Annotated in this window: 19 protein-coding genes, 1 tRNA gene and 1 pseudogene; 8 read left to right on the top strand and 13 right to left on the bottom strand. The window is 71.5% G+C overall.

Translation table 11 applies throughout. The features are described 5' to 3' along the window. Positions 1 to 89: 89 nt before the first annotated feature. The gene (locus ACZ4WZ_RS05735; RefSeq protein ID WP_467885487.1) at positions 90 to 1,232 is read left to right on the top strand and encodes an acyl-CoA dehydrogenase family protein; all 1,143 of its coding nucleotides are present in this window, start codon (positions 90 to 92) and stop codon (positions 1,230 to 1,232) included. Between the two features lie 24 nt (positions 1,233 to 1,256). On the opposite strand, the gene ACZ4WZ_RS05730 is transcribed toward ACZ4WZ_RS05735, so the two are convergent. From ACZ4WZ_RS05730 to ACZ4WZ_RS05705, 6 genes are all read right to left on the bottom strand, one after another. Continuing rightward, a complete protein-coding gene (locus ACZ4WZ_RS05730) occupies positions 1,257 to 1,601 on the bottom strand; it encodes a rhodanese-like domain-containing protein (protein WP_467885484.1) in 345 nt (114 codons plus the stop codon). Positions 1,602 to 1,667: 66 nt separating this feature from the next. Then, positions 1,668 to 2,498, bottom strand: a complete 831-nt coding sequence (locus ACZ4WZ_RS05725) for a J domain-containing protein (RefSeq protein WP_467885481.1) — start codon at positions 2,496 to 2,498, stop codon at positions 1,668 to 1,670. Between the two features lie 106 nt (positions 2,499 to 2,604). After that, positions 2,605 to 4,077 carry a DUF2252 domain-containing protein gene (locus ACZ4WZ_RS05720; protein ID WP_467885478.1) on the bottom strand — a complete coding sequence of 491 codons (1,473 nt, stop codon included), beginning with the start codon at positions 4,075 to 4,077 and terminating at the stop codon, positions 2,605 to 2,607. Positions 4,078 to 4,146: 69 nt separating this feature from the next. Then, positions 4,147 to 4,806 (bottom strand): response regulator transcription factor, encoded by a 660-nt coding sequence (locus ACZ4WZ_RS05715; RefSeq protein WP_467885475.1) that lies wholly within the window; start codon positions 4,804 to 4,806, stop codon positions 4,147 to 4,149. Between the two features lie 10 nt (positions 4,807 to 4,816). Continuing rightward, positions 4,817 to 6,508, bottom strand: a complete 1,692-nt coding sequence (locus tag ACZ4WZ_RS05710; RefSeq protein ID WP_467885472.1) for a sensor histidine kinase — start codon at positions 6,506 to 6,508, stop codon at positions 4,817 to 4,819. Positions 6,509 to 6,653: 145 nt separating this feature from the next. Continuing rightward, positions 6,654 to 6,736, bottom strand: a tRNA-Leu gene (locus tag ACZ4WZ_RS05705). A gap of 293 nt (positions 6,737 to 7,029) precedes the next feature. On the opposite strand from ACZ4WZ_RS05705, the gene ACZ4WZ_RS05700 reads away from it, so the two are divergent. From ACZ4WZ_RS05700 to pknB, 6 genes are all read left to right on the top strand, one after another. Then, positions 7,030 to 7,836: an FhaA domain-containing protein gene (locus ACZ4WZ_RS05700; RefSeq protein WP_467885469.1), complete on the top strand. Its 807-nt coding sequence runs from the start codon at positions 7,030 to 7,032 to the stop codon at positions 7,834 to 7,836. Positions 7,837 to 7,846: 10 nt separating this feature from the next. Continuing rightward, positions 7,847 to 8,347, top strand: a complete 501-nt coding sequence (locus ACZ4WZ_RS05695) for an FHA domain-containing protein FhaB/FipA (RefSeq protein ID WP_388932877.1) — start codon at positions 7,847 to 7,849, stop codon at positions 8,345 to 8,347. 141 nt (positions 8,348 to 8,488) lie between these two features. After that, positions 8,489 to 9,946: a PP2C family protein-serine/threonine phosphatase gene (locus ACZ4WZ_RS05690; RefSeq protein ID WP_467885466.1), complete on the top strand. Its 1,458-nt coding sequence runs from the start codon at positions 8,489 to 8,491 to the stop codon at positions 9,944 to 9,946. 31 nt (positions 9,947 to 9,977) lie between these two features. Then, the gene (locus tag ACZ4WZ_RS05685; RefSeq protein WP_467885463.1) at positions 9,978 to 11,402 is read left to right on the top strand and encodes an FtsW/RodA/SpoVE family cell cycle protein; all 1,425 of its coding nucleotides are present in this window, start codon (positions 9,978 to 9,980) and stop codon (positions 11,400 to 11,402) included. Further along, on the top strand, positions 11,399 to 12,862 hold the full coding sequence (locus ACZ4WZ_RS05680) for a peptidoglycan D,D-transpeptidase FtsI family protein (RefSeq protein ID WP_467885459.1): 1,464 nt from the start codon (positions 11,399 to 11,401) through the stop codon (positions 12,860 to 12,862). The genes ACZ4WZ_RS05685 and ACZ4WZ_RS05680 overlap by 4 nt, the downstream gene beginning before the upstream one ends. Before the next feature lie 156 nt (positions 12,863 to 13,018). After that, the gene (gene pknB / locus ACZ4WZ_RS05675) at positions 13,019 to 15,061 is read left to right on the top strand and encodes a Stk1 family PASTA domain-containing Ser/Thr kinase (RefSeq protein ID WP_467885456.1); all 2,043 of its coding nucleotides are present in this window, start codon (positions 13,019 to 13,021) and stop codon (positions 15,059 to 15,061) included. Between the two features lie 59 nt (positions 15,062 to 15,120). On the opposite strand, the gene ACZ4WZ_RS05670 is transcribed toward pknB, so the two are convergent. The 6 genes and pseudogenes from ACZ4WZ_RS05670 to ACZ4WZ_RS05645 form a co-directional block, all read right to left on the bottom strand. After that, a complete protein-coding gene (locus ACZ4WZ_RS05670) occupies positions 15,121 to 15,852 on the bottom strand; it encodes a class E sortase (RefSeq protein WP_467885453.1) in 732 nt (243 codons plus the stop codon). Positions 15,853 to 15,865: 13 nt separating this feature from the next. Next, positions 15,866 to 16,666, bottom strand: a pseudogene (locus ACZ4WZ_RS05665) (class E sortase); the annotation flags it as partial. Between the two features lie 29 nt (positions 16,667 to 16,695). Further along, entirely contained in the window at positions 16,696 to 17,334 is a 639-nt protein-coding gene (locus ACZ4WZ_RS05660; protein ID WP_388932862.1) for an aminodeoxychorismate/anthranilate synthase component II, read from the bottom strand. Further along, positions 17,331 to 17,507, bottom strand: a complete 177-nt coding sequence (locus tag ACZ4WZ_RS05655; protein ID WP_030011120.1) for a hypothetical protein — start codon at positions 17,505 to 17,507, stop codon at positions 17,331 to 17,333. Before ACZ4WZ_RS05655 ends, ACZ4WZ_RS05660 begins: the two co-directional genes overlap by 4 nt. 103 nt (positions 17,508 to 17,610) lie before the next feature. Then, positions 17,611 to 18,330, bottom strand: coding sequence for a class E sortase (locus tag ACZ4WZ_RS05650; protein ID WP_467885449.1), 720 nt, complete (start codon positions 18,328 to 18,330; stop codon positions 17,611 to 17,613). Beyond that, positions 18,299 to 19,078, bottom strand: coding sequence for a DUF881 domain-containing protein (locus ACZ4WZ_RS05645; RefSeq protein WP_467885446.1), 780 nt, complete (start codon positions 19,076 to 19,078; stop codon positions 18,299 to 18,301). The genes ACZ4WZ_RS05650 and ACZ4WZ_RS05645 overlap by 32 nt, the downstream gene beginning before the upstream one ends. A 92-nt stretch (positions 19,079 to 19,170) precedes the next feature. Between ACZ4WZ_RS05645 and crgA the strand changes: the two genes are divergently transcribed. Beyond that, on the top strand, positions 19,171 to 19,425 hold the full coding sequence (gene crgA, locus ACZ4WZ_RS05640; protein ID WP_388932855.1) for a cell division protein CrgA: 255 nt from the start codon (positions 19,171 to 19,173) through the stop codon (positions 19,423 to 19,425). Positions 19,426 to 19,554: 129 nt separating this feature from the next. Here crgA and ACZ4WZ_RS05635 read toward each other — a convergent pair whose 3' ends face one another. Continuing rightward, positions 19,555 to 20,424: a rhomboid family intramembrane serine protease gene (locus ACZ4WZ_RS05635; protein WP_467885444.1), complete on the bottom strand. Its 870-nt coding sequence runs from the start codon at positions 20,422 to 20,424 to the stop codon at positions 19,555 to 19,557. Positions 20,425 to 20,443: the final 19 nt, after the last annotated feature.

Raw genomic sequence — 20,443 nt, 5'->3', positions numbered from 1 at the left:
AGGGCGCCGTGGGCCTGTCCAATTGCCGCCCTCTGCTCTATCTTGACGCCCCGTCAGATGAGCAGCGGGCGCACGCAGGAGGACAGGCAGTGGACTTCGCCTTCACCGAGGAACAGCAGGCCGCCGTCGAGGCCGCCAGGGCCGTCTTCGCCGACGTCGCCCCCGACGGCGTCCCCAGCCCGGCCCTCACGTCCGGCGCCGTCGCGGACGAGTTCGACCGGCCGCTGTGGAACAGGCTCGCCGCCTCCGATCTGCTGAGCCTCGTCCTCGCGGAGGAACACGGCGGTGCGGGCCTCGACACCATCGCCCTGTGCCTCGTACTGCGCGAAGCCGCGAAGGTGCTGGCCCGGGTACCGCTGCTGGAGCACTGCGCCACCGCCATGGCCGTCCAGGCCCATGGCAGCCCCGAGCTGGCGGCCGCCCTGCTGCCCGGCGCCGGAAGCGGCACCCTCGTCCTCACCGCCGCCGCGCACGGCCGCACCGGCCACGACCCCGCCGAGCTCGCCGTCACCGCGCGCCGCGAGGGCCCCGACTGGCTCCTGGACGGAGTACAGACCGCCGTGGCCTGGGCCCACGGCTGCGACTGGATCGCCGTACCCGCCCACAGCGGCGGGGGCGAGGCCGTCCTCGCCCTCCTGCCCCGCGTCACCCCGGGGCTCACGCTCGCCGACCAGTACTCCACCAGCGGCGAGCGGCTCGCCGAACTCACCCTGGACGGGGTCCGGGCACCGGCCGCCCACGTGATCGACGCCCCGGGTGCCTGGGACCGGCTCCACCAGCTCCTGGCCACCGGCACCTGCGCCCTCGCCCTGGGCCTCGGCGAGGCCGTCCTCACCATGACCAGCCAGTACACCGGCAAGCGGGAGCAGTTCGGCTTCCCCATCGCCACTTTCCAGACCGTCGCGGTACAGGCCGCCGACCGCTACATCGACCTGCGCGCCATGGAAGCCACCCTCTGGCAGGCCGCCTGGCGGCTCGACGCCGCGACCGGAGGGGCGGGCGGGCCGCTGCCCAGCGCCGGGGACGTCGCCGTCGCCAAGATCTGGGCCTCCGAGGGCGTACGCCGGGTCGTGCAGACCGCCCAGCACCTGCACGGCGGCTTCGGCGCCGACACCGACTACCCGCTGCACCGCTACCACGCCTGGGCCAAGCAGCTGGAGCTCCAGCTCGGCCCGGCCGCCGCGCACGAGGAGGCCCTGGGCGACCTGCTGGCCGCCCACCCCCTCGGCTGACACCCCTCAGGACACGGAGGGCGGTCAGAGCACGAAGGCCGGGTTCCCGCCGTCCGCCACCATCGGGCGCCCGGCGCGCTCCCACGCCTGCATCCCGCCGTCCACGTTCACGGCCTCGATGCCCTGGCGCACCAGGTACTGGGTGACCTGGGCGCTACGGCCGCCCACCCGGCACATCACGTACGCCGTGCGGCCGTCCGCGACCGCCTCCGTGACCTCGCCGAAGCGCGCCACGAAGTCGCTCATCGGGACGTGGAGCGCACCCTCGACGTGCCCGGCCGCCCATTCGTCGTCCTCACGGACGTCGAGGACGAAGCCATCGGCGGGCACCGACGCGGCGTCCACCGAGGGAAGCGGTCCGAGGTTCATAACAGTCGCCTTCTCTCTTCACGGATCTGGTCTGCCAACCTATCCGACGCCCCGGCCGGGCCGGGCTCATCCGGCGCTGTACGACGCCAGCTCCGCCTCGCGCTCCGAGACCTGCGCCAGCAGCTGCTCCGCGATCTCCTCCAGCAGCCGGTCCGGGTCGTCCGGAGCCATCCGCAGCATGGCGCCGATCGCGCTGTCCTCCAGCTCCTTGGCCACCAGCGAGAGCAGCTCCTTGCGCTGGGCCAGCCACTCCAGCCGGGCGTAGAGCTCCTCGCTCTCGCCCGGGCGGGCCTCCTCGGGCGCCGGGCCGGCCTCCCACTCCTCGGCCAGCTCGCGCAGCAGCCGCTCCTCACCGCGCCCGTAGGCGGCGTTGACCCGGGCGATGAACGCGTCACGGCGGGTCCGCTCGGCCTCGTCCTGCGCCAGGTCCGGGTGGGCCCTGCGGACCAGCTCCCGGTACAGGCGGCGCACCTCCTCGGTGGGCCGTACCCGCTGCGGCGGCCGCACCGGCCGGTCGGTGAGCATCGCGGCAGCGTCGTCGGAGAGCCCGTCCGAGCCCAGCCAGTCGTGGAACAGCTCCTCCACCCCCGGCATCGGCATGACCAGCGAGCGGGCCTCCTGGGCCCGCCGCAGGTCCTCGGGATCGCCGCTGCGGGCCGCCTTCGCCTCCGCGATCAGCGCGTCCAGCTCGTCGAGGCGCGAGTACATCGGCCCGAGCTTCTGGTGGTGCAGCCGGGAGAAGTTCTCGACCTCCACCCGGAAGGTCTCCACCGCGATCTCGAACTCGATCAGTGCCTGCTCGGCGGCGCGCACGGCGCGTTCCAGCCGCGCCTCGGGCCGCTCGTCAGCGGGGACGGCGGGCTCTTCGGGCGCGGTGTGTTCGGTCTGCTCGCTCACCCGGCCAGCCTACGGCCCGCCCCGGCGCGTGTTTCACGTGAAACACACCCCGGACCGCCGCCCCGCCCGCCACAGCACCCACCGCCGCCCCGCCGGAGCGGACGGTTCAGACCCCGAACTCCGCCGCGATCCGTCCCGAGCGCACCGCCGCCACCAGGTGCGCGTGGTCGGCCTCGCTCCGGTCGGCGTAGGCCACGGCGAAGCCGGCGATCGCCTCGTCCAGCTCCTCGTTCTTGCCGCAGTACCCCGCCAGCAGCCGCGGATCGGCGCTGTGCGCGTGCGCCCGGGCCAGCAGGGCACCGGTCATCCTGCCGTAGTCGTCGAACTGGTCCACGGCCAGCGCCGCCGGATCCACGCTGCCCTTGCGGTTGCGGAACTGCCGGACCTGGTACGGACGCCCCTGGACGGTGGTCCAGCCCAGCAGGATGTCGGAGACCACCTGCATCCGCCGCTGCCCGGCCACCACCCGACGGCCCTCGTGCTCCTCCGGCGCCGCGTGGAAGCCGAGCCCGGGCAGGTACGGCAGCAGCACCGAGGGCCGCGCCTCCTTCACCTGGAGGACCAGCGGCTCGCCCCGGTGGTCCAGCAGCAGCACCACGTACGAGCGGGTGCCCACACTGCCCGTGCCGACCACCCGGAAGGCCACGTCGTGGATCGCGTACCGGGCCAGCAGCGGCAGCCGGTCCCCCGACAGGGTCGCCAGGTACGGGCCCAGCGAGGCGGCCACCGCGGCGGCCTCCTCGTCCCCGACCCGGCGCAGCACCGGCAGCGCGTCCACGAAGCGTCGCCCGCCGTCGGCCAGGACCTCCGTCGACCGCGCCGCGAACCGGGCGGAGGTGTTGTTGCGGGCCTTCTCCGAGACCCGCTCCAGCGTGCCCACGAGGTCCCGGGCGTCGGTGTGCGAGACCAGCTCCTCGTCGGCGATGGCGTTCCACGCGTCGAGCGCCGGCAGCTTCGCCAGCAGCCGCATGGTGCGCCGGTACGCGCCCACCGCGTCCCGCGCCGCCGCCAGGCAGGTGTCCTCGTCGGCCCCCGCCACGCGCCCGGCCAGCACGAGGGAGGTCGCCAGCCGCTTCACGTCCCACTCCCACGGGCCGAAGACGGTCTCGTCGAAGTCGTTCAGGTCGATCACGAGCCGGCCGCGCGCGTCCCCGTACAGGCCGAAGTTGGCCCCGTGGGCGTCGCCGCAGATCTGCGCGCCCACCCCCGTCACCGGGCCGCCGGACAGGTCGAACGCCATCAGGCCGGCCGCCCCGCGCAGGAAGGCGAAGGGGTTCGCGGCCATCCGGCCCACCCGTATCGGGGTCAGCTCGGCGACCCGCCCCACGTTGGACTCCTCCACCGCGCGCACGGCGTCCGGGCGCCCGGCGGGGGGCTCGAACCGCGCGTGCGCCGCGCGCGGTACGCGCAGCCGCAGCGCCCTCCCGGCCTCCTTGGGCGAGCCCGCCACGCTCCGCGGCGCGAAGCCCTCGACGCGCGGGATCCGCCCGCCGGACCGCCCGGCCTCCAGGCCCGCCGGACCACCCGCCTCCGCGCCCGCCGCTTCAGCCGCCGCGTACTGCCCCGGTACCGCCACCATCCGCGCTGCCCCGCCCTGTTCGCGCCACGCCGGCCACCGCGTGGCCGATCAAGTCCGGGCAGACCGTACCTACAGCCCGGCGTCCCTGGCCAGCAGGGCGGCCTGAACCCGGTTCTCGCACGCCAGCTTCGCCAGGATGCGGCTCACGTACGTCTTCACCGTCGCCTCGCTCATATGGAGCCTGCGCCCGGCGTCCGCGTTGGACAGGCCTTCCCCCAGCAGCGCCAGCACGCCGCGCTCCCGCTCGCTCAGCTCCGCGACCCGCCGCCGGGCCTCCTCGCCGCGTCCCGCGGCCGGACCGGCCGCCAGCTGGTCCACCACGTGCCGGGTCGCGCCGGGCGAGAGGTACGCGTCCCCGGCCGCGGCCGCCCGCACCGCGCCGATCAGCTCACCCGGCGCCGAGTCCTTCAGCAGGAACCCGGCACCGCCCTGGCTCAGCGCCCGCAGGACGTTCTCCTTCTCCCCGAAGGTGGTCAGGACCAGCACCCGTACCGCCGGGGCGGCCCGCACCACCTCGGCCAGCGCCGTCAGCCCGTCCAACACCGGCATCTGGATGTCCAGCAGCAGCACGTCCGGGGCATGGGACAGCGCCAGCTCGACCGCCTCCCGGCCGTTGGACCCCTCGGCGACCACCTCGATGTCCGGAGCCGAGGTCAGGATCATCCTGATCCCGGCCCGGATCAGCGGCTCGTCGTCAGCGATCACCACTCTGATCACCTTGGCTGTCACCCGCGCGCTCCTACTGCTTGACGTCGTACGTCTGCTTGTCCACGAGCTTGCCGTCCCGGAAGCAGAACCGGAAAACGGTGTCCTCGGTCAGCTTCGAGGAATCGCTGGAGAGCAGCGCCAGGCAGTCCGCCCCCTCCGGCCGCGGCGGACCCTTGCGGTCCATCCCCGACGTCAGCACGCTGTCCCCGTCCGGCAGCCGCGACCGCACCGCCTGCTCGGACTCGCCCACGTGGACCGCGTCATACTCCTCACCGCTGATCATCGCCTTGTCCGCCGAACCCACCAGCATCACCACCGCGGCCCCCATCACGATGATCAGCAGCACCACGGCCGCCACGGCGATCCCGCAGCCCATCGCCACCCCGCCGGCCCGGGTCCGCACCGGCACCGTCAGCTCGCGGTCCAGCGCGGCCCAGTCCATCGGCGGCGCGTCCTTCAGCGCCAGCGCCCGGGCCTGCGACCGCTGGCCGAAGTCGTCGGCCACGTCCTCGACGAGCCCGGCCGGCTCCGTCCCGTACGGCAGCACTCCCGCCACCCGGAACCCGCCGCCGTCGGTCGCCCCCGCGTGCACCATGCCGCCGACCAGCCGGGCCCGCTCCCGCAGCCCCGTCAGCCCCTGTCCGCCCGAGACGACCTCGCCGCCCGAACCCCGGCCGGCCGCCGGACCGTTGGCGATCTCCACCACCAGCGAGTCGTCCTCGTACCGGAGTTCCACGGTGATCGCCGACCCCGGAGCGTGCTTGTAGGCGTTGGTCAGCGCCTCCTGCACGATCCGGTACGCCGCGTGGTCGCAGGCCGCGACCAGCGGCCGGGGCTTCCCCGCCGTGCCCAGCCGTACGTCGGTCCCAGCGGCCCGCGCCGCCTCCACGATGCCCGCGATGCCGGCCACCCCCCGTGCGGCCGGCTGCGCCTCCTCCACCGGCGCCGGCGCCTCCACGCCGTCACGCAGGATCCCCACGACCTCCCGCAGCTCGTGCATGGCCGCCACCGAGGCCTGCCGCAGCACTCCCACCGCCTCGCGCTGGCGGTCGGTGAGCGCGGGGTCCACCTCCAGCGCCCCGGTGTGCACCGAGATCAGCGCCAGCTGGTGGCCCAGGCTGTCGTGCATGTCCTGGGCGATCCGCTGCCGCTCCCGCAGCCTGGCCTGCCCGGCGACCATGGTCCGCTCGCGCAGCAGCTGGTCGTTGCGCTCCTGGAGCGCGCTCAGCAGGGTCCGGCGCTGGTGCCAGTAACGGCTGGCCAGACCCGGCATGACCGTCGCCGCGAGGAACAGCAGGGTGGAGAAGACGACCACCAGCAACGGCTGCGTATGCACCCCCTGGTCCACGAGGGTCAGGCAGACCGCGGCGAGGAAGGCCAGCAGGAACGCGCCGAGCGCCCGGCCCACGCCGATGATGCGCCGGCCCGCGGACCAGCCCAGCAGCACCGTCACGAGGAACACCCCGGGCAGCAGCCCGCTCGCGGCGGAGCCCACCACCAGCGTGACCGCCGGCAGCCGCCGCCGCAGCAGCGTCAGCGACACCACGGTCACGACGCCGAGGACCGTCTTCAGTCCCGAGCTGTTGCTGAGTTCGTCGACACCGATGCCGAGCAGCGCCATCACGGCGGCGATCGTGAGGTCCGCGGCCAGCGTGCGCCGGGTCCAGGGCTCCGGCCCCTTCAGCCAGTCCCGGCCCGCACGTGTCCTCGCCTTGGCATCCACACGCCCGACCCTAGACAGCGGCCCTCGCCGCTGGCCGCCTTCTTTCGTCGCGCGCGGCACGACGAAAGTCGCGGGGGAGGCCGGACGATGGAGCCGGACATGCGAGAAGCCCCGATCCGGATTCCGGATCGGGGCTTCCCCGATGTGGGCGAGGGGGGATTTGAACCCCCACGTCCCGAAGGACACTGGCACCTGAAGCCAGCGCGTCTGCCGTTCCGCCACTCGCCCGAGCGGCGCCCCAGTGGTTCTTCCCTTTCGGGCCGTTCCCCTGGCGACGTCGAAACATTAGCACGTCAGACGGGGCGGATTGAAATCGCTTTCCCCGCCCCTCCGCACGACGACCGGGACGGCCACTCCCGCTGTCCGCTCCCGGTGCGGGACACTGTCCCCGGAGCACCCCTACGATCCCTTGTGAGCACCAACACTCCTGCGCGCAGGACCGAAGGGGAACCACCCGAATCCGCCACGCGTGGATACGATCAGTAAGCAGTACAGGGCGACAACGACGGAGGAGGTGCCCCATGGGAGTCCTGAAGCGTTTCGAGCAGCGACTCGAAGGTCTGGTGAACGGCACCTTCGCCAAGGTGTTCAAGTCCGAGGTCCAGCCGGTGGAGATCGCCGGCGCCCTCCAGCGGGAGTGCGACAACAACGCCACCATCTGGAACCGCGAGCGGACCGTCGTACCCAATGACTTCATCGTGGAGCTCAGCGCCGGCGACTACGAGCGCCTGAGCCCCTACTCCGGCCAGCTCGGCGACGAACTCGCGGGCCTCGTCCGCGACTACGCCAAGCAGCAGCGCTACAGCTTCATGGGCCCCATCAAGGTGCACCTGGAGAAGGCGGACGACCTGGACACCGGCCTCTACCGGGTCCGCAGCCGTACCCTCGCCTCCAGCACCTCCCAGGACTCCCCGCAGCCCGCCCAGGGCCGGCCGGGCGGGTACGGCTACCCGCCGGCCGGTGCCCCGCCCATGCCTCCGGGCCCGCCCCCGGGCGGCCCCGGTGCCCGCACCGGCGGCGCGCCCGCGGCTCCCGGTGCCCCTGGCGCCGTACGCCGCTGGATCGAGATCAACGGCACCCGCCACCAGATCTCGCGCCCCACGCTCGTACTCGGCCGAAGCACCGAGGCCGATGTGCGGATCGACGACCCCGGCGTTTCCCGCCGGCACTGTGAGATCCGGACCGGAACACCCCCGACGATCCAGGATCTCGGGTCCACCAACGGCATCGTGGTGGACGGGCAGCACACCACCCGCGCTACGCTCCGCGACGGCTCGCGGATCGTCGTGGGCAGTACCACCATCATTTACCGGCAAGCCGAAGGGTGAAGCGGGGGCAATGTCAGAGCTGACCCTGACGGTCATGCGGTTGGGTTTCCTGGCCGTTCTGTGGCTGTTCGTCATCGTGGCCGTTCAGGTCATCCGCAGCGACCTCTTCGGTACGCGCGTCACCCAGCGCGGCTCCCGCCGCGGCGGGGCCGCCGCGGGCGCACCGCAGCAGACGGGGCGGCAGTCCGCGCCGCCCCAGCAGCGCCAGCGCAGGGGCGCGCCGACCAAGCTCGTCGTGTCCGAGGGCACCCTCACGGGCACCACGGTGGCCCTCGCCGGCCAGACGATCACGCTGGGCCGTGCCCACGACTCCACGATCGTGCTGGACGACGACTACGCCTCCAGCAGGCATGCCAGGATCTACCCCGACCGTGACGGCCAGTGGATCGTCGAGGATCTCGGGTCCACGAACGGCACGTATCTCGACCGGACCCGGCTGACCACCCCGACGCCCATTCCGCCGGGCGCCCCGATCCGCATCGGCAAGACCGTCATCGAGCTGCGGAAGTAGTACGAGAATGAGCGAGCGGAGCGAGCGAGCCGCGGCGGTCCGTCCCACCGGGGACACGGACCCGAGCGCGCTCCCGACCGGAGGGTGGGCAGTGTGGCTCGAGACCGGTTGTACCCCGAGGCGTCGACAGGGCAGGTGCGCATGAGTCTGTCCCTGCGGTTCGCCGCCGGATCGCACAAGGGGATGATCCGCGAGGGCAACGAGGACTCCGGCTACGCCGGTCCCCGGCTCCTCGCCGTCGCCGACGGCATGGGCGGCCAGGCAGCCGGCGAGGTCGCCAGCTCCGAGGTCATCTCCTCGCTCGTCCAGCTCGACGACGACGTCCCGGGCTCCGACATCCTCACCGCCCTCGGCATCGCCGTGCAGCGCGCCAACGACCAGCTGCGCGTGATGGTCGAGGACGACGCCCAGCTGGAGGGCATGGGCACCACGCTCACCGCCCTGCTGTGGACCGGCCAGCGCCTCGGCCTGGTCCACGTCGGCGACTCCCGCGCCTACCTGCTGCGCGACGGCGTCCTCACCCAGATCACCCAGGACCACACCTGGGTGCAGCGCCTGGTCGACGAGGGACGGATCACCGAGGAGGAGGCGACCACCCACCCGCAGCGCTCCCTGCTGATGCGGGCGCTCGGCAGCGGCGACGTCGTGGAGCCCGACCTCTCCATCCGCGAGGTCCGGGCCGGCGACCGCTACCTGATCTGCTCCGACGGCCTGTCCGGCGTGGTCTCCCACCAGACCCTGGAAGAGACCCTCGCCGACTACCACGGCCCGCAGGAGACCGTGCAGTCCCTGATCCAGCTCGCCCTGCGCGGCGGCGGTCCGGACAACATCACCTGCATCGTCGCGGACGTCCTCGACACCGACAGCGGCGACACCATGGCCGCCCAGCTCAACGACACCCCGGTCGTCGTCGGCGCGGTGGCCGAGAACCAGCACCAGCTCTTCGACGGCAACGCCATGCAGACCCCGGCCGGCCGCGCCTCGGGCCTCGGCCGCCAGGCCCCGCCGCCCTCCGGTGCCTTCGGCCCTCCCGGCAGCGGCGAAGCCCCCGGCTACGGATACCCCGACCAGAGCCAGGGCGGCGCGCTGGGCAGCTTCGGCGAAGCCGAGGCCTACGACGCCGACGGCTCGTACGAGGACACGTACGACCACCCGCGCAAGCGGCGCGGCAAAGGGCGCAAGTGGACCACGCGCACGCTGATCCTGCTGCTCGTGGCCGGTGTCGTCGGCGGCGGCCTGTACGCGGCGCACCGCTGGACGCAGACGCAGTACTACGTCGGCGTCAAGGGTGACCACGTCGCGCTGTACCGCGGCATCAGCCAGAATCTCGCCTGGATCCACCTCTCGCAGGTGGAGACGGACCACCCCGAGATCGAACTGAAGTACCTGCCGCCCTTCAAGCGCAAGCAGGTCGAGGCCACCATCAGCGAGGACAGCCTCGAGGGCGCGCGCAAGAAGATCGAAGAGCTCGGAACCCAGGTCTCCGCCTGCAAGCAGGACGAGGCCCGCCGCGCTTCCGAAGCCCAGGGCAACCAGACGCCCGGCCCCAGCCTGACTCCCGCGGAGCAAGCTGTCGTCGGTCAGTGCGAAAAGCAGTAGACATACGCGGGCACAGGGGGCCTGCCACACCATGAGCGTTGTCACCAACACGACCACCATCGGCGCCATCGAGGCGCCGAGCCGACGGAACACCGAGCTCCTGCTGCTCGCCTTCGCCGTGGTCATCCCGATCTTCGCCTACGCCAACGTGGGCCTGTCGATCCACGGCGAGCTGCCCCCGGGCATGCTGCTCTACGGACTCGGCTTCGCCGTCCTCGCCGGGATCTCCCACCTCGTCGTACGCCGCTACGCCAAGTACGCCGACCCGCTGCTGCTGCCCATCGCGACGCTGCTCAACGGGCTCGGCGTCGTCCTGATCTGGCGCCTCGACCAGTCGGAGCGGCTGCAGAACCTCGCCAAGCGCAGCTACGGCACCTTCTCGGAGTCCGCGCCGCGCCAGATGATGTACACGGGGCTCGCCATCGCCCTGTTCTCCGTCGTGCTGCTGGTCCTCAAGGACCACCGCGTGCTCCAGCGGTTCACGTACATCTCGATGGCCGGGGCCCTGGTCCTGCTGATCCTGCCGGTCATCCCGGGTCTCGGCGCGGACGTCTTCGGCGCCAAGATCTGGATCAGCGTCGGCGGTTTCTCGATCCAGCCCGGTGAGTTCGCCAAGATCGTCATCGCGATCTTCTTCGCCGGCTACCTGATGGTCAAGCGCGACGCCCTGGCCCTGGCCAGCCGCCGCTTCATGGGCCTCTACCTGCCGCGCGGCCGCGACCTCGGCCCGATCCTGATGATCTGGGCGATGAGCCTGCTCGTCCTCGTCTTCGAGAACGACCTCGGCACCTCGCTGCTCTTCTTCGGCATGTTCGTGATCATGCTGTACGTGGCCACCGAGCGGACCAGCTGGATCGTCATCGGCCTGCTCATGTCGGTCGGCGGCGCCACCGTCGTCGGCGCCACGGCCAGCCACGTCAAGGCCCGCGTCACCGCCTGGCTGGACCCCTTCGCCTGCTACAGCACGTCCGGCGCCTGCGAGCAGGTCGGCCAGTCGATCATGAGCTTCGGTTCCGGCGGGGTGCTCGGCACCGGCTGGGGCCAGGGCAACTCGGACCTGATCGGCTTCGCCGCCAACTCCGACTTCATCTTCTCGACCGTCGGCGAGGAACTCGGCCTCACCGGCGTCATGGCCTTCCTCCTGCTCTACGGCCTGATCATCGAGCGGGGCGTGCGCACCGCCCTCGCCGCCCGCGACCCCTTCGGCAAGCTGTTCGCCATCGGGCTCTCCGGTGCCTTCGCCCTCCAGATCTTCGTCGTCGCGGGCGGTGTCATGGGCCTCATCCCCCTCACCGGCATGACCATGCCCTTCCTCGCCTCCGGCGGTTCCTCCGTCCTCGCGAACTGGGTGCTCATCGCCATCCTCATCCGGATCAGTGACACCGCGCGCCGACCTGCCCCGGCCCCCGCCCCGTCCCCCGACTCCGAGATGACCCAGGTGGTCCGCCCGTCATGAACAAGCCCCTGCGCCGCATCTCGCTGTTCTGCGGGCTGCTCGTCCTCGCGCTGCTGATCCGGACCAACTGGCTGCAGTACGTCCAGGCCGAGGAACTCAGCACGCGCAAGGAGAACCGCCGGGTCCAGATCGCCCAGTACGCCACCGAACGCGGCAACATCATCGTCCAGGGCCAGCCGATCACCGGTTCCGCCGTCACCGACGGCAGCGACTACAAGTTCAAGCGGACCTACACCGACGGCCCGCTGTGGGCGCCCGTCACCGGCTACGCCTCGCAGGCCTTCGGCTCCACGCAGCTGGAGTCGCTGGACGACGGCATCCTCACCGGCAACGACGACCGGCTCTTCTTCGACCGCACCATCGGCATGTTCACGGGTGAGAAGAAGCAGGGCGGCAACGTCATCACCACCCTGAACGCCGCCGCTCAGAAGGCCGCCTTCGACCAGCTCGGCAGCAAGAAGGGGGCCGTCGCCGCCATCGACCCGCGCACCGGCGCAATCCTGGCCCTGGTCAGCACCCCCTCGTACGACCCGTCCAGCTTCGCCGGGAACTCCAAGGCCGACGAGAAGGCCTGGGTCGAGCTGAAGGACTCCGAGGACAAGAAGCTCGTCAACCGCGCCCTGCGCGAGACGTACCCGCCGGGATCCACCTTCAAGGTGGTCACGGCCGCCGCCGCGCTGGAGCACGGCGTGGTCACCGACATCAACGCCCCCACGGACACCCCCGAGCCGTACATCCTGCCCGGCACGCGGACCCCGATGGTCAACCACGCGAGCGGCTGCGAGAAGGCGACGCTGAACTTCGCCCTCCAGGTCTCCTGCAACTCGGTCTTCGCGAACCTGGGCGACAAGGTCGGCCGCGACAAGATGGTCGACACGGCGCAGAAGTTCGGCTTCAACAACGACAAGATCGACACCCCGGTCCGCGCCTTCGCCAGCGTCTACGACAAGACCATGGGCCGGGACGGCAACGCGCAGAGCTCCATCGGCCAGTTCAACACCGCGGCCACCCCGCTCCAGATGGCCATGGTCACCGCCGCGATCGCCAACGACGGCAAGCTGATGAAGCCGTACATGGTGGACGAGCTGACCGCGCCCAACCTCGACACGATCGAGAAGCACGAGCCGTCGGAGATGAGCCGGCCCCTCAGCGCCGCGACCGCGCAGAAGGTCCAGCAGATGATGGTCAACGTCGTGGAGAACGGCACCGGAACCAAGGCGCAGATCAAGAACGTCAAGGTGGGCGGGAAGACCGGTACCGCCCAGCACGGAGAGAAGAACGCCAAGCGCCCCTACGCCTGGTTCATCTCCTACGCCGAGCTCCCCGACGGCACCTCGCCGGTGGCCGTGGCCGTCGTGATCGAGGACAGCAGCGCCGACCGTGAGGACATCAGCGGCGGCGGCCTGGCCGCGCCGGTCGCCAGGGCCGTCATGGAAGCCGTCCTGAAGAGCAAGGGATGAGAAGCCGAGACAGGATCCGAGCGCTCGGTACCGGTCCGATATCAGCCTGTGGTCACGAACCGATCACCGACGATCGGCCGGTAGCCTTGCCGCGAACAGCACACCGCCGGACCACACGCCGGTGCGGTCGGGACTGACGGAGAGGGCTGCAACGTTATGGAAGAGCCGCGTCGCCTCGGCGGCCGGTACGAGCTGAGCCACGTGCTCGGCCGCGGTGGCATGGCCGAGGTCTACCTCGGTCACGACACCCGGCTCGGCCGTACCGTAGCCGTCAAGACCCTGCGTGCCGACCTCGCCCGCGACCCGTCCTTCCAGGCCCGGTTCCGCCGCGAGGCCCAGTCGGCCGCGTCGCTGAACCACCCCGCGATCGTCGCCGTCTACGACACGGGCGAGGACTACGTCGACAACATCTCCATCCCGTACATCGTGATGGAGTACGTCGACGGCTCGACCCTGCGCGAGCTGCTGCACTCCGGCCGCAAGCTGCTCCCCGAGCGCACCCTCGAGATGTGCATCGGCATCCTCCAGGCCCTCGAGTACTCGCACCGCGCCGGCATCGTCCACCGCGACATCAAGCCCGCCAACGTGATGCTCACGCGGACGGGCCAGGTCAAGGTCATGGACTTCGGCATCGCCCGGGCCATGGGTGACTCCGGCATGACCATGACGCAGACGGCCGCGGTCATCGGCACCGCCCAGTACCTCTCCCCGGAGCAGGCCAAGGGCGAGCAGGTCGACGCGCGCTCCGACCTCTACTCCGCCGGCTGCCTGCTCTACGAGCTGCTGTGCGTCCGGCCCCCGTTCGTCGGCGACTCCCCGGTGGCCGTCGCGTACCAGCACGTACGCGAGGAGCCCCAGCCGCCGTCGAACTTCGACCCCGAGATCACGCCGGTGATGGACGCCATCGTCCTCAAGGCCCTGGTCAAGGACCCCGACTACCGTTACCAGTCCGCGGACGAGATGCGGGCCGACATCGAGGCCTGCCTCGAGGGCCAGCCCGTCGCCGCGACCGCCGCCATGGGCGCCGCCGGCTACGGCTACCCGGACCAGGGCGGCTACGGGCACCAGGGCTACGACCAGCCCACCACCGCCCTGCGTTCCCCGGACGCCGGCCAGACCTCGATGATGCCGCCGATGCCCCCCGGGGGCGGCGACGGCGGCTACGGGTACGACAACCAGGGCCACGGCGGCTACGACCAGGGTCACGGCCGCCGTCAGCAGAAGAAGAGCCGCGCCTCGACGATCCTGCTGGCCGTGGCCGCCGTGCTCGTCCTGGTCGGCGCCATCCTGATCGGCCGGACCCTCTTCAGCGAGACCGCCGACAACCGCCCGGCCGTGCCCAAGCTCGTCGGCCAGACCTTCGAGCAGGCGCAGGGCAGTGGCAGGAACATGGGCCTCCCGGTGGAGAAGGAGGGCGAGGAGCCCTGCGCGGACCAGCCCAAGGGCCATGTCTGCTCGCAGAGCCCGGCCCCCGACACCAAGGTCGACAAGGGCACCACGATCAAGGTGAAGGTGTCCACGGGCGCCCCCAAGGTCGCGGTCCCCGACGTCCTGCGCCTGAAGTTCGAGGATGCCGAGTCCACGCTCAAGGGCAAGAAGTTCCAGGTCGAGAAGAAGCTCGTCGAGAACGACAACGCTTCCCCCGGCACCGTGGTGGAGCAGAACCCCAAGAGCGGCAGCCAGGCGGAGCAGGGTTCGGTGATCACCCTCCAGGTCGCCAAGGAAGTCGCCAAGGGCGTCGTCCCCGACCTCAAGGGCATGAACAAGGCGGCCGCGGCCAAGGCGCTCTCGGACGCCAAGCTGAAGCTCGGCAGCACCACTGAGGTGGACTCCCCGGGAGCCCCGCCCCAGACGGTCGTCGCGCAGCAGTACCAGCCCGGCATCGAGCTCGCCAAGGACACCCCGGTCAACGTCAGCATCTCCAAGGCAGCCTCGGCGGCGCCGACGGTGGTGCCCCCGCTCACGGGGCAGACGGTGGCCCAGGCCAAGCTGACGCTCCAGGCGAGCAACCTGGTCTTCGGCGCGGTCCTGGCGGGCTCGACCGACGACAACGCGGTGGTCATCGACTCCAACCCGCCCGTCGGCAGCCAGGTGCCGGGCGGCACGGTGATCAACGTCCGCACCGCCAAGTCGCAGGACGGCGGCCAGCAGGACGGCGGAGGCCTCTTCGGAGGCCTGACCGGCGGCAACCGCCGCTAGGACACCGGTTACCGGCCGGCCACCGCGACAGGCTGTTTCACGTGAAACAGCCTGGTGGATCAGCGCAGTTCGGCCGGCTTGGTGCGCTTCTCGTCGACCTTCTCCGCCCGCACGAATTCGCCCCAGACGATGTACCGGTACTTCGAGGTGTAGACCGGCGTGCAGGTCGTCAGGGTGATGTAACGGCCCGGGGAGGTCTTGCCCGACTCCTTCGGGACCGGGTTGATCACGCCCGTGTTGTACTTCGAGGTCTGGGCCAGCTCGGCGAAGACCTTGTAGACGTACCAGGTGTCCTTGGTCTCGAAGACGATCGAGTCGCCGTTCTTCACCTTGTGGATGTTGTGGAACTTCGCCCCGTGCCCGTCGCGGTGCGCGGCCAGCGCGAAATTGCCCTCGGCGTCCCAGGGCAGTCCGGACTTCACCGGCTCCGTGTAGTACCCGGCCACGCCGTCGTTCAGGACGTCCGGCGCCGTGCCCTCCTTGACCAGCACCTCGCCGTTCTTCATCGCCGGTACGTGCAGGAAGCCGACCCCGTCCTCGGTGTCCAGGGCACCCGGCCGCGCGGGGGCACTCGCCGAGGGCGCGGGACTCTGCCAGCGCTGTCGGATCTCGTCGCCGCGCGCGGAGGCCTGCCGGTCGGCGAGGACGTTGGTCCACCAGAGCGAGTACGCCACGAACAGGCCCAGGACCAGGCCTCCCGTGATCAGGAGCTCTCCCAGCAGGCTCAGGGCCCCGGCGACCACACTGCGGTCGGCGGGCTGCTTTGCGGAGCGGCGACGGGCACGAGACACTGCGGGTTCGTCCTTACGGGCTGGTCAGCGCGGGCGGGGCGCCCTGGTTTCGGGGGCGTTCATCGGCCATCCTGCCCCATACGATCATCCGGTAGGTGCTGGTGAACTCCGGGGTGCAGGTCGTCAGCGTGATGTACCGGCCGGGTTCGGTGAATCCGGAGCCCTCCGGCACCGGCTTGATCACCGCCACGTTGGCCGGGGAGGTCTGCGGCAGCGCGGAGGTCACCTGGTACGTGTAGTAGGCGTCCCGGGTCTCCACGACGATCGCGTCCCCCGGAACCAGCTGGTTGATGTAGCGGAACGGCTCCCCGTGGGTGTTGCGGTGTCCCGCCACCGCGAAGTTGCCCTGCCGGTCGGAGGGCATCGCCGTCTTCAGCGCACCCTCGCCGTAGTGGCCGACCATCCCCTTGTCGAGGACCTTCGCCTTGCTGATCCCCTCGGCCACCGGCACCTTGAGGTCCAGCTTCGGGATGTGCATGATCGCGAAGCCCTGGCCGGGCTCGAAGGCCGTCACCGGGGGCGGCGCGCCCGTCCCGGGCGGGCGCTCCCAGGTCTGCTCGAGCGAGCCGGCGGCGCCGTCCGCCGCCCGCTCCGCCAGGACGTTCGTGTACCAGAGCTGGTAGGTGACGAAGAGCAGCATCACCACCCCGGCGGTGATGAACAGCTCGCCGGCGGCCCTGCTGAGCACCACCACCGGCCCGCCGGAGCGCGGGCGGGCGCGCCTGCGGCCCCGGCCGCCCCCGCCGCGCCTGCGGGCGCGTGCGTGCGAGCGCTTCGCGGCCTCCTGCGCTGCCTTGCGCCGCGCGGCCCGGCCCTCGTTGGGCACGGACGGCGCGACGGCCGTCACGCGACGGCCTTGCCCACCACCGGGGCCAGTCCCACCGACCGCTCGACGGCGCCGGCGTCACCGCAGCGCACCAGCCAGTTCGCGAGCATCCGGTGCCCCCACTCGGTCAGCACCGACTCGGGGTGGAACTGGACGCCCTCCACGTCGTGCTCCCGGTGCCGCAGGCCCATGATGATCCCGTCCTCGGTGCGCGCCGTCACCTCCAGCACGTCGGGCAGGGTCCCCGGCTCGGCCGCGAGGGAGTGGTAGCGGGTCGCGGTGAAGGGCGACGGCAGCCCGGCGAAGACGCCGAGTCCCTCGTGGACCACGGGCGAGGTCTTGCCGTGGAGCAGCTCGGGCGCGCGGTCCACCACGCCCCCGTAGGCGACCGCCATGGACTGCATGCCGAGGCAGACGCCGAAGACGGGGACGCCCGTGTCGGCGCAGTGCCGGACCATGTCCACGCAGACGCCCGCCTCTTCCGGCGTACCCGGCCCGGGCGAGAGGAGGACGCCGTCGAAGCCGTCCTGGGCGTGCGCGAGCTCCACCTCGTCGTTGCGCAGCACCTCGCATTCGGCGCCGAGCTGGTAGAGGTACTGGACCAGATTGAAGACAAAGCTGTCGTAGTTGTCGACAACCAGAATGCGCGCGCTCACGGAGTGGCTCCCGATCCCTCGTCCACCGTCACGTCGTTGAACGGAAGGAGCGGCTCGGCCCACGGGAACACGTACTGGAACAGCACGAACACCACCGCCAGGACCAGTACGAGAGAGATCAGCGCGCGCACCCACGCGTTGCCCGGCAGATGCCGCCAGATCCAGCCGTACATTCCGTCTGTTTCCTTCGTCGTCCACGTTGGTTCCTCGTACCGCGGGGGCGGTACCGCAACAGCCTAAGGGCCCGGGGCCCCGCGGCGGGGGTCAGCGGGACAATCACCCCTTTCCGGCGGGGGCGGCGGGCCGGGTACCGGTGAGCTCCGCCCAGACGACGAGCCGGTGGCTGTGGCCCCACTCGGGTTCGCAGGTGGTCAGGGTGAGGTACTTGCCGGGGGTGGCGAAGGGGGAGCGGCGCGGCACCGGGGCGACCACCCCGGTCTCGGTGGGCAGGACGCGCAGCGGTGCGGCCCGGACGGTGTACGTGTACCAGCCGGTGGCGTCCCGGACGGTCACGGTGTCCCCGGGGCGCAGCTCGGGGACGTCCTTGAAGGGGTCGCCGTAGGTGCGCCGGTGCCCGGCCACCGCGAAGTTGCCGTCGCCGCCGGGGCGGGCCGAGCCGGTGTAGTGGCCCAGGCCCTTCTTCAGCGGTTCGGGGTCCGTGCCCTCCAGGACGGGCCTGCTCCAGTCCTTGCCGAAGCGGGGGACGTACAGCTCGGCGAAGGCGCGCCCGGGCGGGTAGGGCGCCGGCTCCTGCCGTGCCGGGGCCGCCGCCGGAGCCGGGGCGGGGGCGGCGGCCGGGGCGGACGCCGCCCAGCGGTCGTGCAGCCGGTCCCGCTCGGCCGCCGCGGCGCGGTCGGCCTTGACGCCGGTCCACAGCAGGACGTACGCCACGAACAGCACGATCAGCGTCCCGGCCGTCAGGCACACCTCGCTGAACGTCCGTACCACCAGGCGCAGTACGACGTCAGGACGCGGCGGACTCCAGCGGCTTCGCATAGTGGAGGTCCACTGTGCCCGAGTAGCCGGGCAGTGTCAGCCTCTTCTCCTCGTCCACCTTCCAGCCGAGCCCGTACGCGTTGACGTACAGCTGGTAGTTCTGGATGGCGGGGGAGGCGGCGAGGGCCTTGCGCAGCGCGCCCGGGTCGCCGACGGCGGAGATCTTGTAGGGGGGCGAGTACACGCGGCCCTGGAGGATCAGGGTGTTGCCGACGCAGCGGACCGCGCTGGTGGCGATCAGCCGCTGGCCCATCACCTCGATGCCGCCGGCGCCGCCCAGCCACAGGGCGTTCACCACGGCCTGGAGGTCCTGCTGGTGGATCACCAGGTCGTTGGGCTGCGGTTCGGGGACCCCGGGGACGCGCGCGGTGGCGTTGGGCGGCGCGTCGTTGAGGGTGACGGTCAGGCCCTTGCCGGTGAGCTCCTCGGTGCCCGAGGCGGCGCGCAGGGCGGCGAGCCTGGCCTCCTCGGCCTGGGTGCTGCCGTTGTCGCGCTCGGCGAGGGCGTCCACCTGGGCGCGGGCTCCGGCGGCGCTCTTCTCCAGCTCGGCGTTCTTGGCGCTGCGCTCGTGGATGAGGTCGGACAGCTTCAGGAGGGAGGCATCCGTGCGGATGTTCGTACCCTTGGAAGTGTTGAAGCTGGTGACGAAGATGAGCCCGGCGAGGGCGAAGACGGCGGCCGTCAGCAGCCGGGCGGGCCTGGCCCGGCGGCGGGGGGCACCCGTGGAGGAGTCGTCGGAATCGCGCAACGTACCCTTCTCCTTCAACGCCAGAGGTCCACTACGCTAACGGACGCCCGGGGCAGGCAAGGTCCCCCAGCGCATCGACAGGAGAGCCCCTCGTGCCGAAGTCACGTATCCGCAAGAAGGACGACTACACGCCGCCGCCGGCGAAGCAGGCGCAGGCGATCAGGCTGACCAACCGCAGCTGGGTCGCCCCGGTCATGCTGGCCTTCTTCCTCATCGGTCTCGCGTGGATCGTGGTCTTCTACGTGACCGACACCCAGCTGCCGGTGGAGGCGCTGGGCAACTGGAACATCGTGGTCGGCTTCGGTTTCATCGCGGCCGGTTTCGGTGTCTCCACCCAGTGGAAGTAGCGCCACGCACGATACCGGCGCAGCCGTTCGGCGCAAGCTCTCCCCATGAGTTATCCACAGCGTCATCCACACCTGAGGAAAAGACAGAAGATCTGTGGATAACTCTGTGGAGAGTTGACGCCGGTGTGATCAGGTGAGTGCGGCCGTCCGGACGAACACCAGCGCCACCGCCAGCAGGAACACCGCCGCACAGGTCACCGTCTGGACGAGTGCCCGCCCGCGCCCCGTGACGGGCACGAGCAGCCCCAGGGCGACCAGTGCGCCGGTCACCAGGCCGCCGATGTGCGCCTGCCACGACACGGACAGGCCGATGGGCGCGAAGGTCACGAACAGCATGAGCCCGAGCGTCACCAGCACCGGCCGCAGCTCGTAGCGGAGCCGGCGGGCGAGCACCACGGTGGCGCCGAGCAGGCCGCAGACGGCGCCGGAGGCCCCGAGGGTGGGGGTGTTCGGCGCGGTCAGCAGATAGACGAGGGCGCTGCCGCCCAGCCCCGACAGCAGGTAGAGCGCGAGGTAGCGGGCGCGGCCCAGGGCCGCCTCCAGCGGCCCGCCGATCACCCACAGGGCGAGCATGTTGCCGAAGATGTGCCACCACTCGACGTGCAGGAACACCGAGGTCAGCAGCCGGTGGTACTGCCCTGTGGAGATCCCCTCGACGGGCGCCCCGAAGTACTCGACGTAACGGCCGAGCAGCTCCAGCCGCACGGCCAGCCCCGGCACCGCCAGGACGGCGAGGAACACCGCCGCGTTGATCCCGATGAGGATCTTGGTGACGAGCTGGGGATCGGCGGTCACCAGCCCGCCAGCGACCGTGCGCGGGGCGTTGGCCGCGGGGGAGTGCCCGGTGCCGGAGCCGCCCCTGACGCACTCGGGGCACTGGAAGCCCACCGAGGCGCTGATCATGCACTCCGGGCAGATGGGCCGCTCGCAGCGGGCGCAGCTGATGCCCGTGTCGCGGTCCGGGTGGCGGTAGCAGCCCGGCAGACGGTCGGTGTCCATCGGTCCCCTCGGTCGGCGG

It is taken from the genome of Streptomyces sp. NPDC029122, from assembly GCF_055569445.1.
This window is presented reverse-complemented; position numbering and strand designations above follow the sequence as displayed.

Bases quoted from the DNA above. Each gene is read 5' to 3' on its own strand.
- ACZ4WZ_RS05680 (WP_467885459.1), top strand. From the start codon at position 11,399: ATGAACAAGCCCCTGCGCCGCATCTCGCTGTTCTGCGGGCTGCTCGTC.
- ACZ4WZ_RS05655 (WP_030011120.1), bottom strand. From the start codon at position 17,507: ATGTACGGCTGGATCTGGCGGCATCTGCCGGGCAACGCGTGGGTGCGC.
- ACZ4WZ_RS05700 (WP_467885469.1), top strand. From the start codon at position 7,030: ATGGGAGTCCTGAAGCGTTTCGAGCAGCGACTCGAAGGTCTGGTGAAC.
- ACZ4WZ_RS05650 (WP_467885449.1), bottom strand. From the start codon at position 18,330: ATGCGAAGCCGCTGGAGTCCGCCGCGTCCTGACGTCGTACTGCGCCTG.
- ACZ4WZ_RS05635 (WP_467885444.1), bottom strand. From the start codon at position 20,424: ATGGACACCGACCGTCTGCCGGGCTGCTACCGCCACCCGGACCGCGAC.
- ACZ4WZ_RS05690 (WP_467885466.1), top strand. From the start codon at position 8,489: ATGAGTCTGTCCCTGCGGTTCGCCGCCGGATCGCACAAGGGGATGATC.
- ACZ4WZ_RS05685 (WP_467885463.1), top strand. From the start codon at position 9,978: ATGAGCGTTGTCACCAACACGACCACCATCGGCGCCATCGAGGCGCCG.
- pknB (WP_467885456.1), top strand. From the start codon at position 13,019: ATGGAAGAGCCGCGTCGCCTCGGCGGCCGGTACGAGCTGAGCCACGTG.
- ACZ4WZ_RS05720 (WP_467885478.1), bottom strand. From the start codon at position 4,077: ATGGTGGCGGTACCGGGGCAGTACGCGGCGGCTGAAGCGGCGGGCGCG.
- ACZ4WZ_RS05695 (WP_388932877.1), top strand. From the start codon at position 7,847: ATGTCAGAGCTGACCCTGACGGTCATGCGGTTGGGTTTCCTGGCCGTT.
- ACZ4WZ_RS05730 (WP_467885484.1), bottom strand. From the start codon at position 1,601: ATGAACCTCGGACCGCTTCCCTCGGTGGACGCCGCGTCGGTGCCCGCC.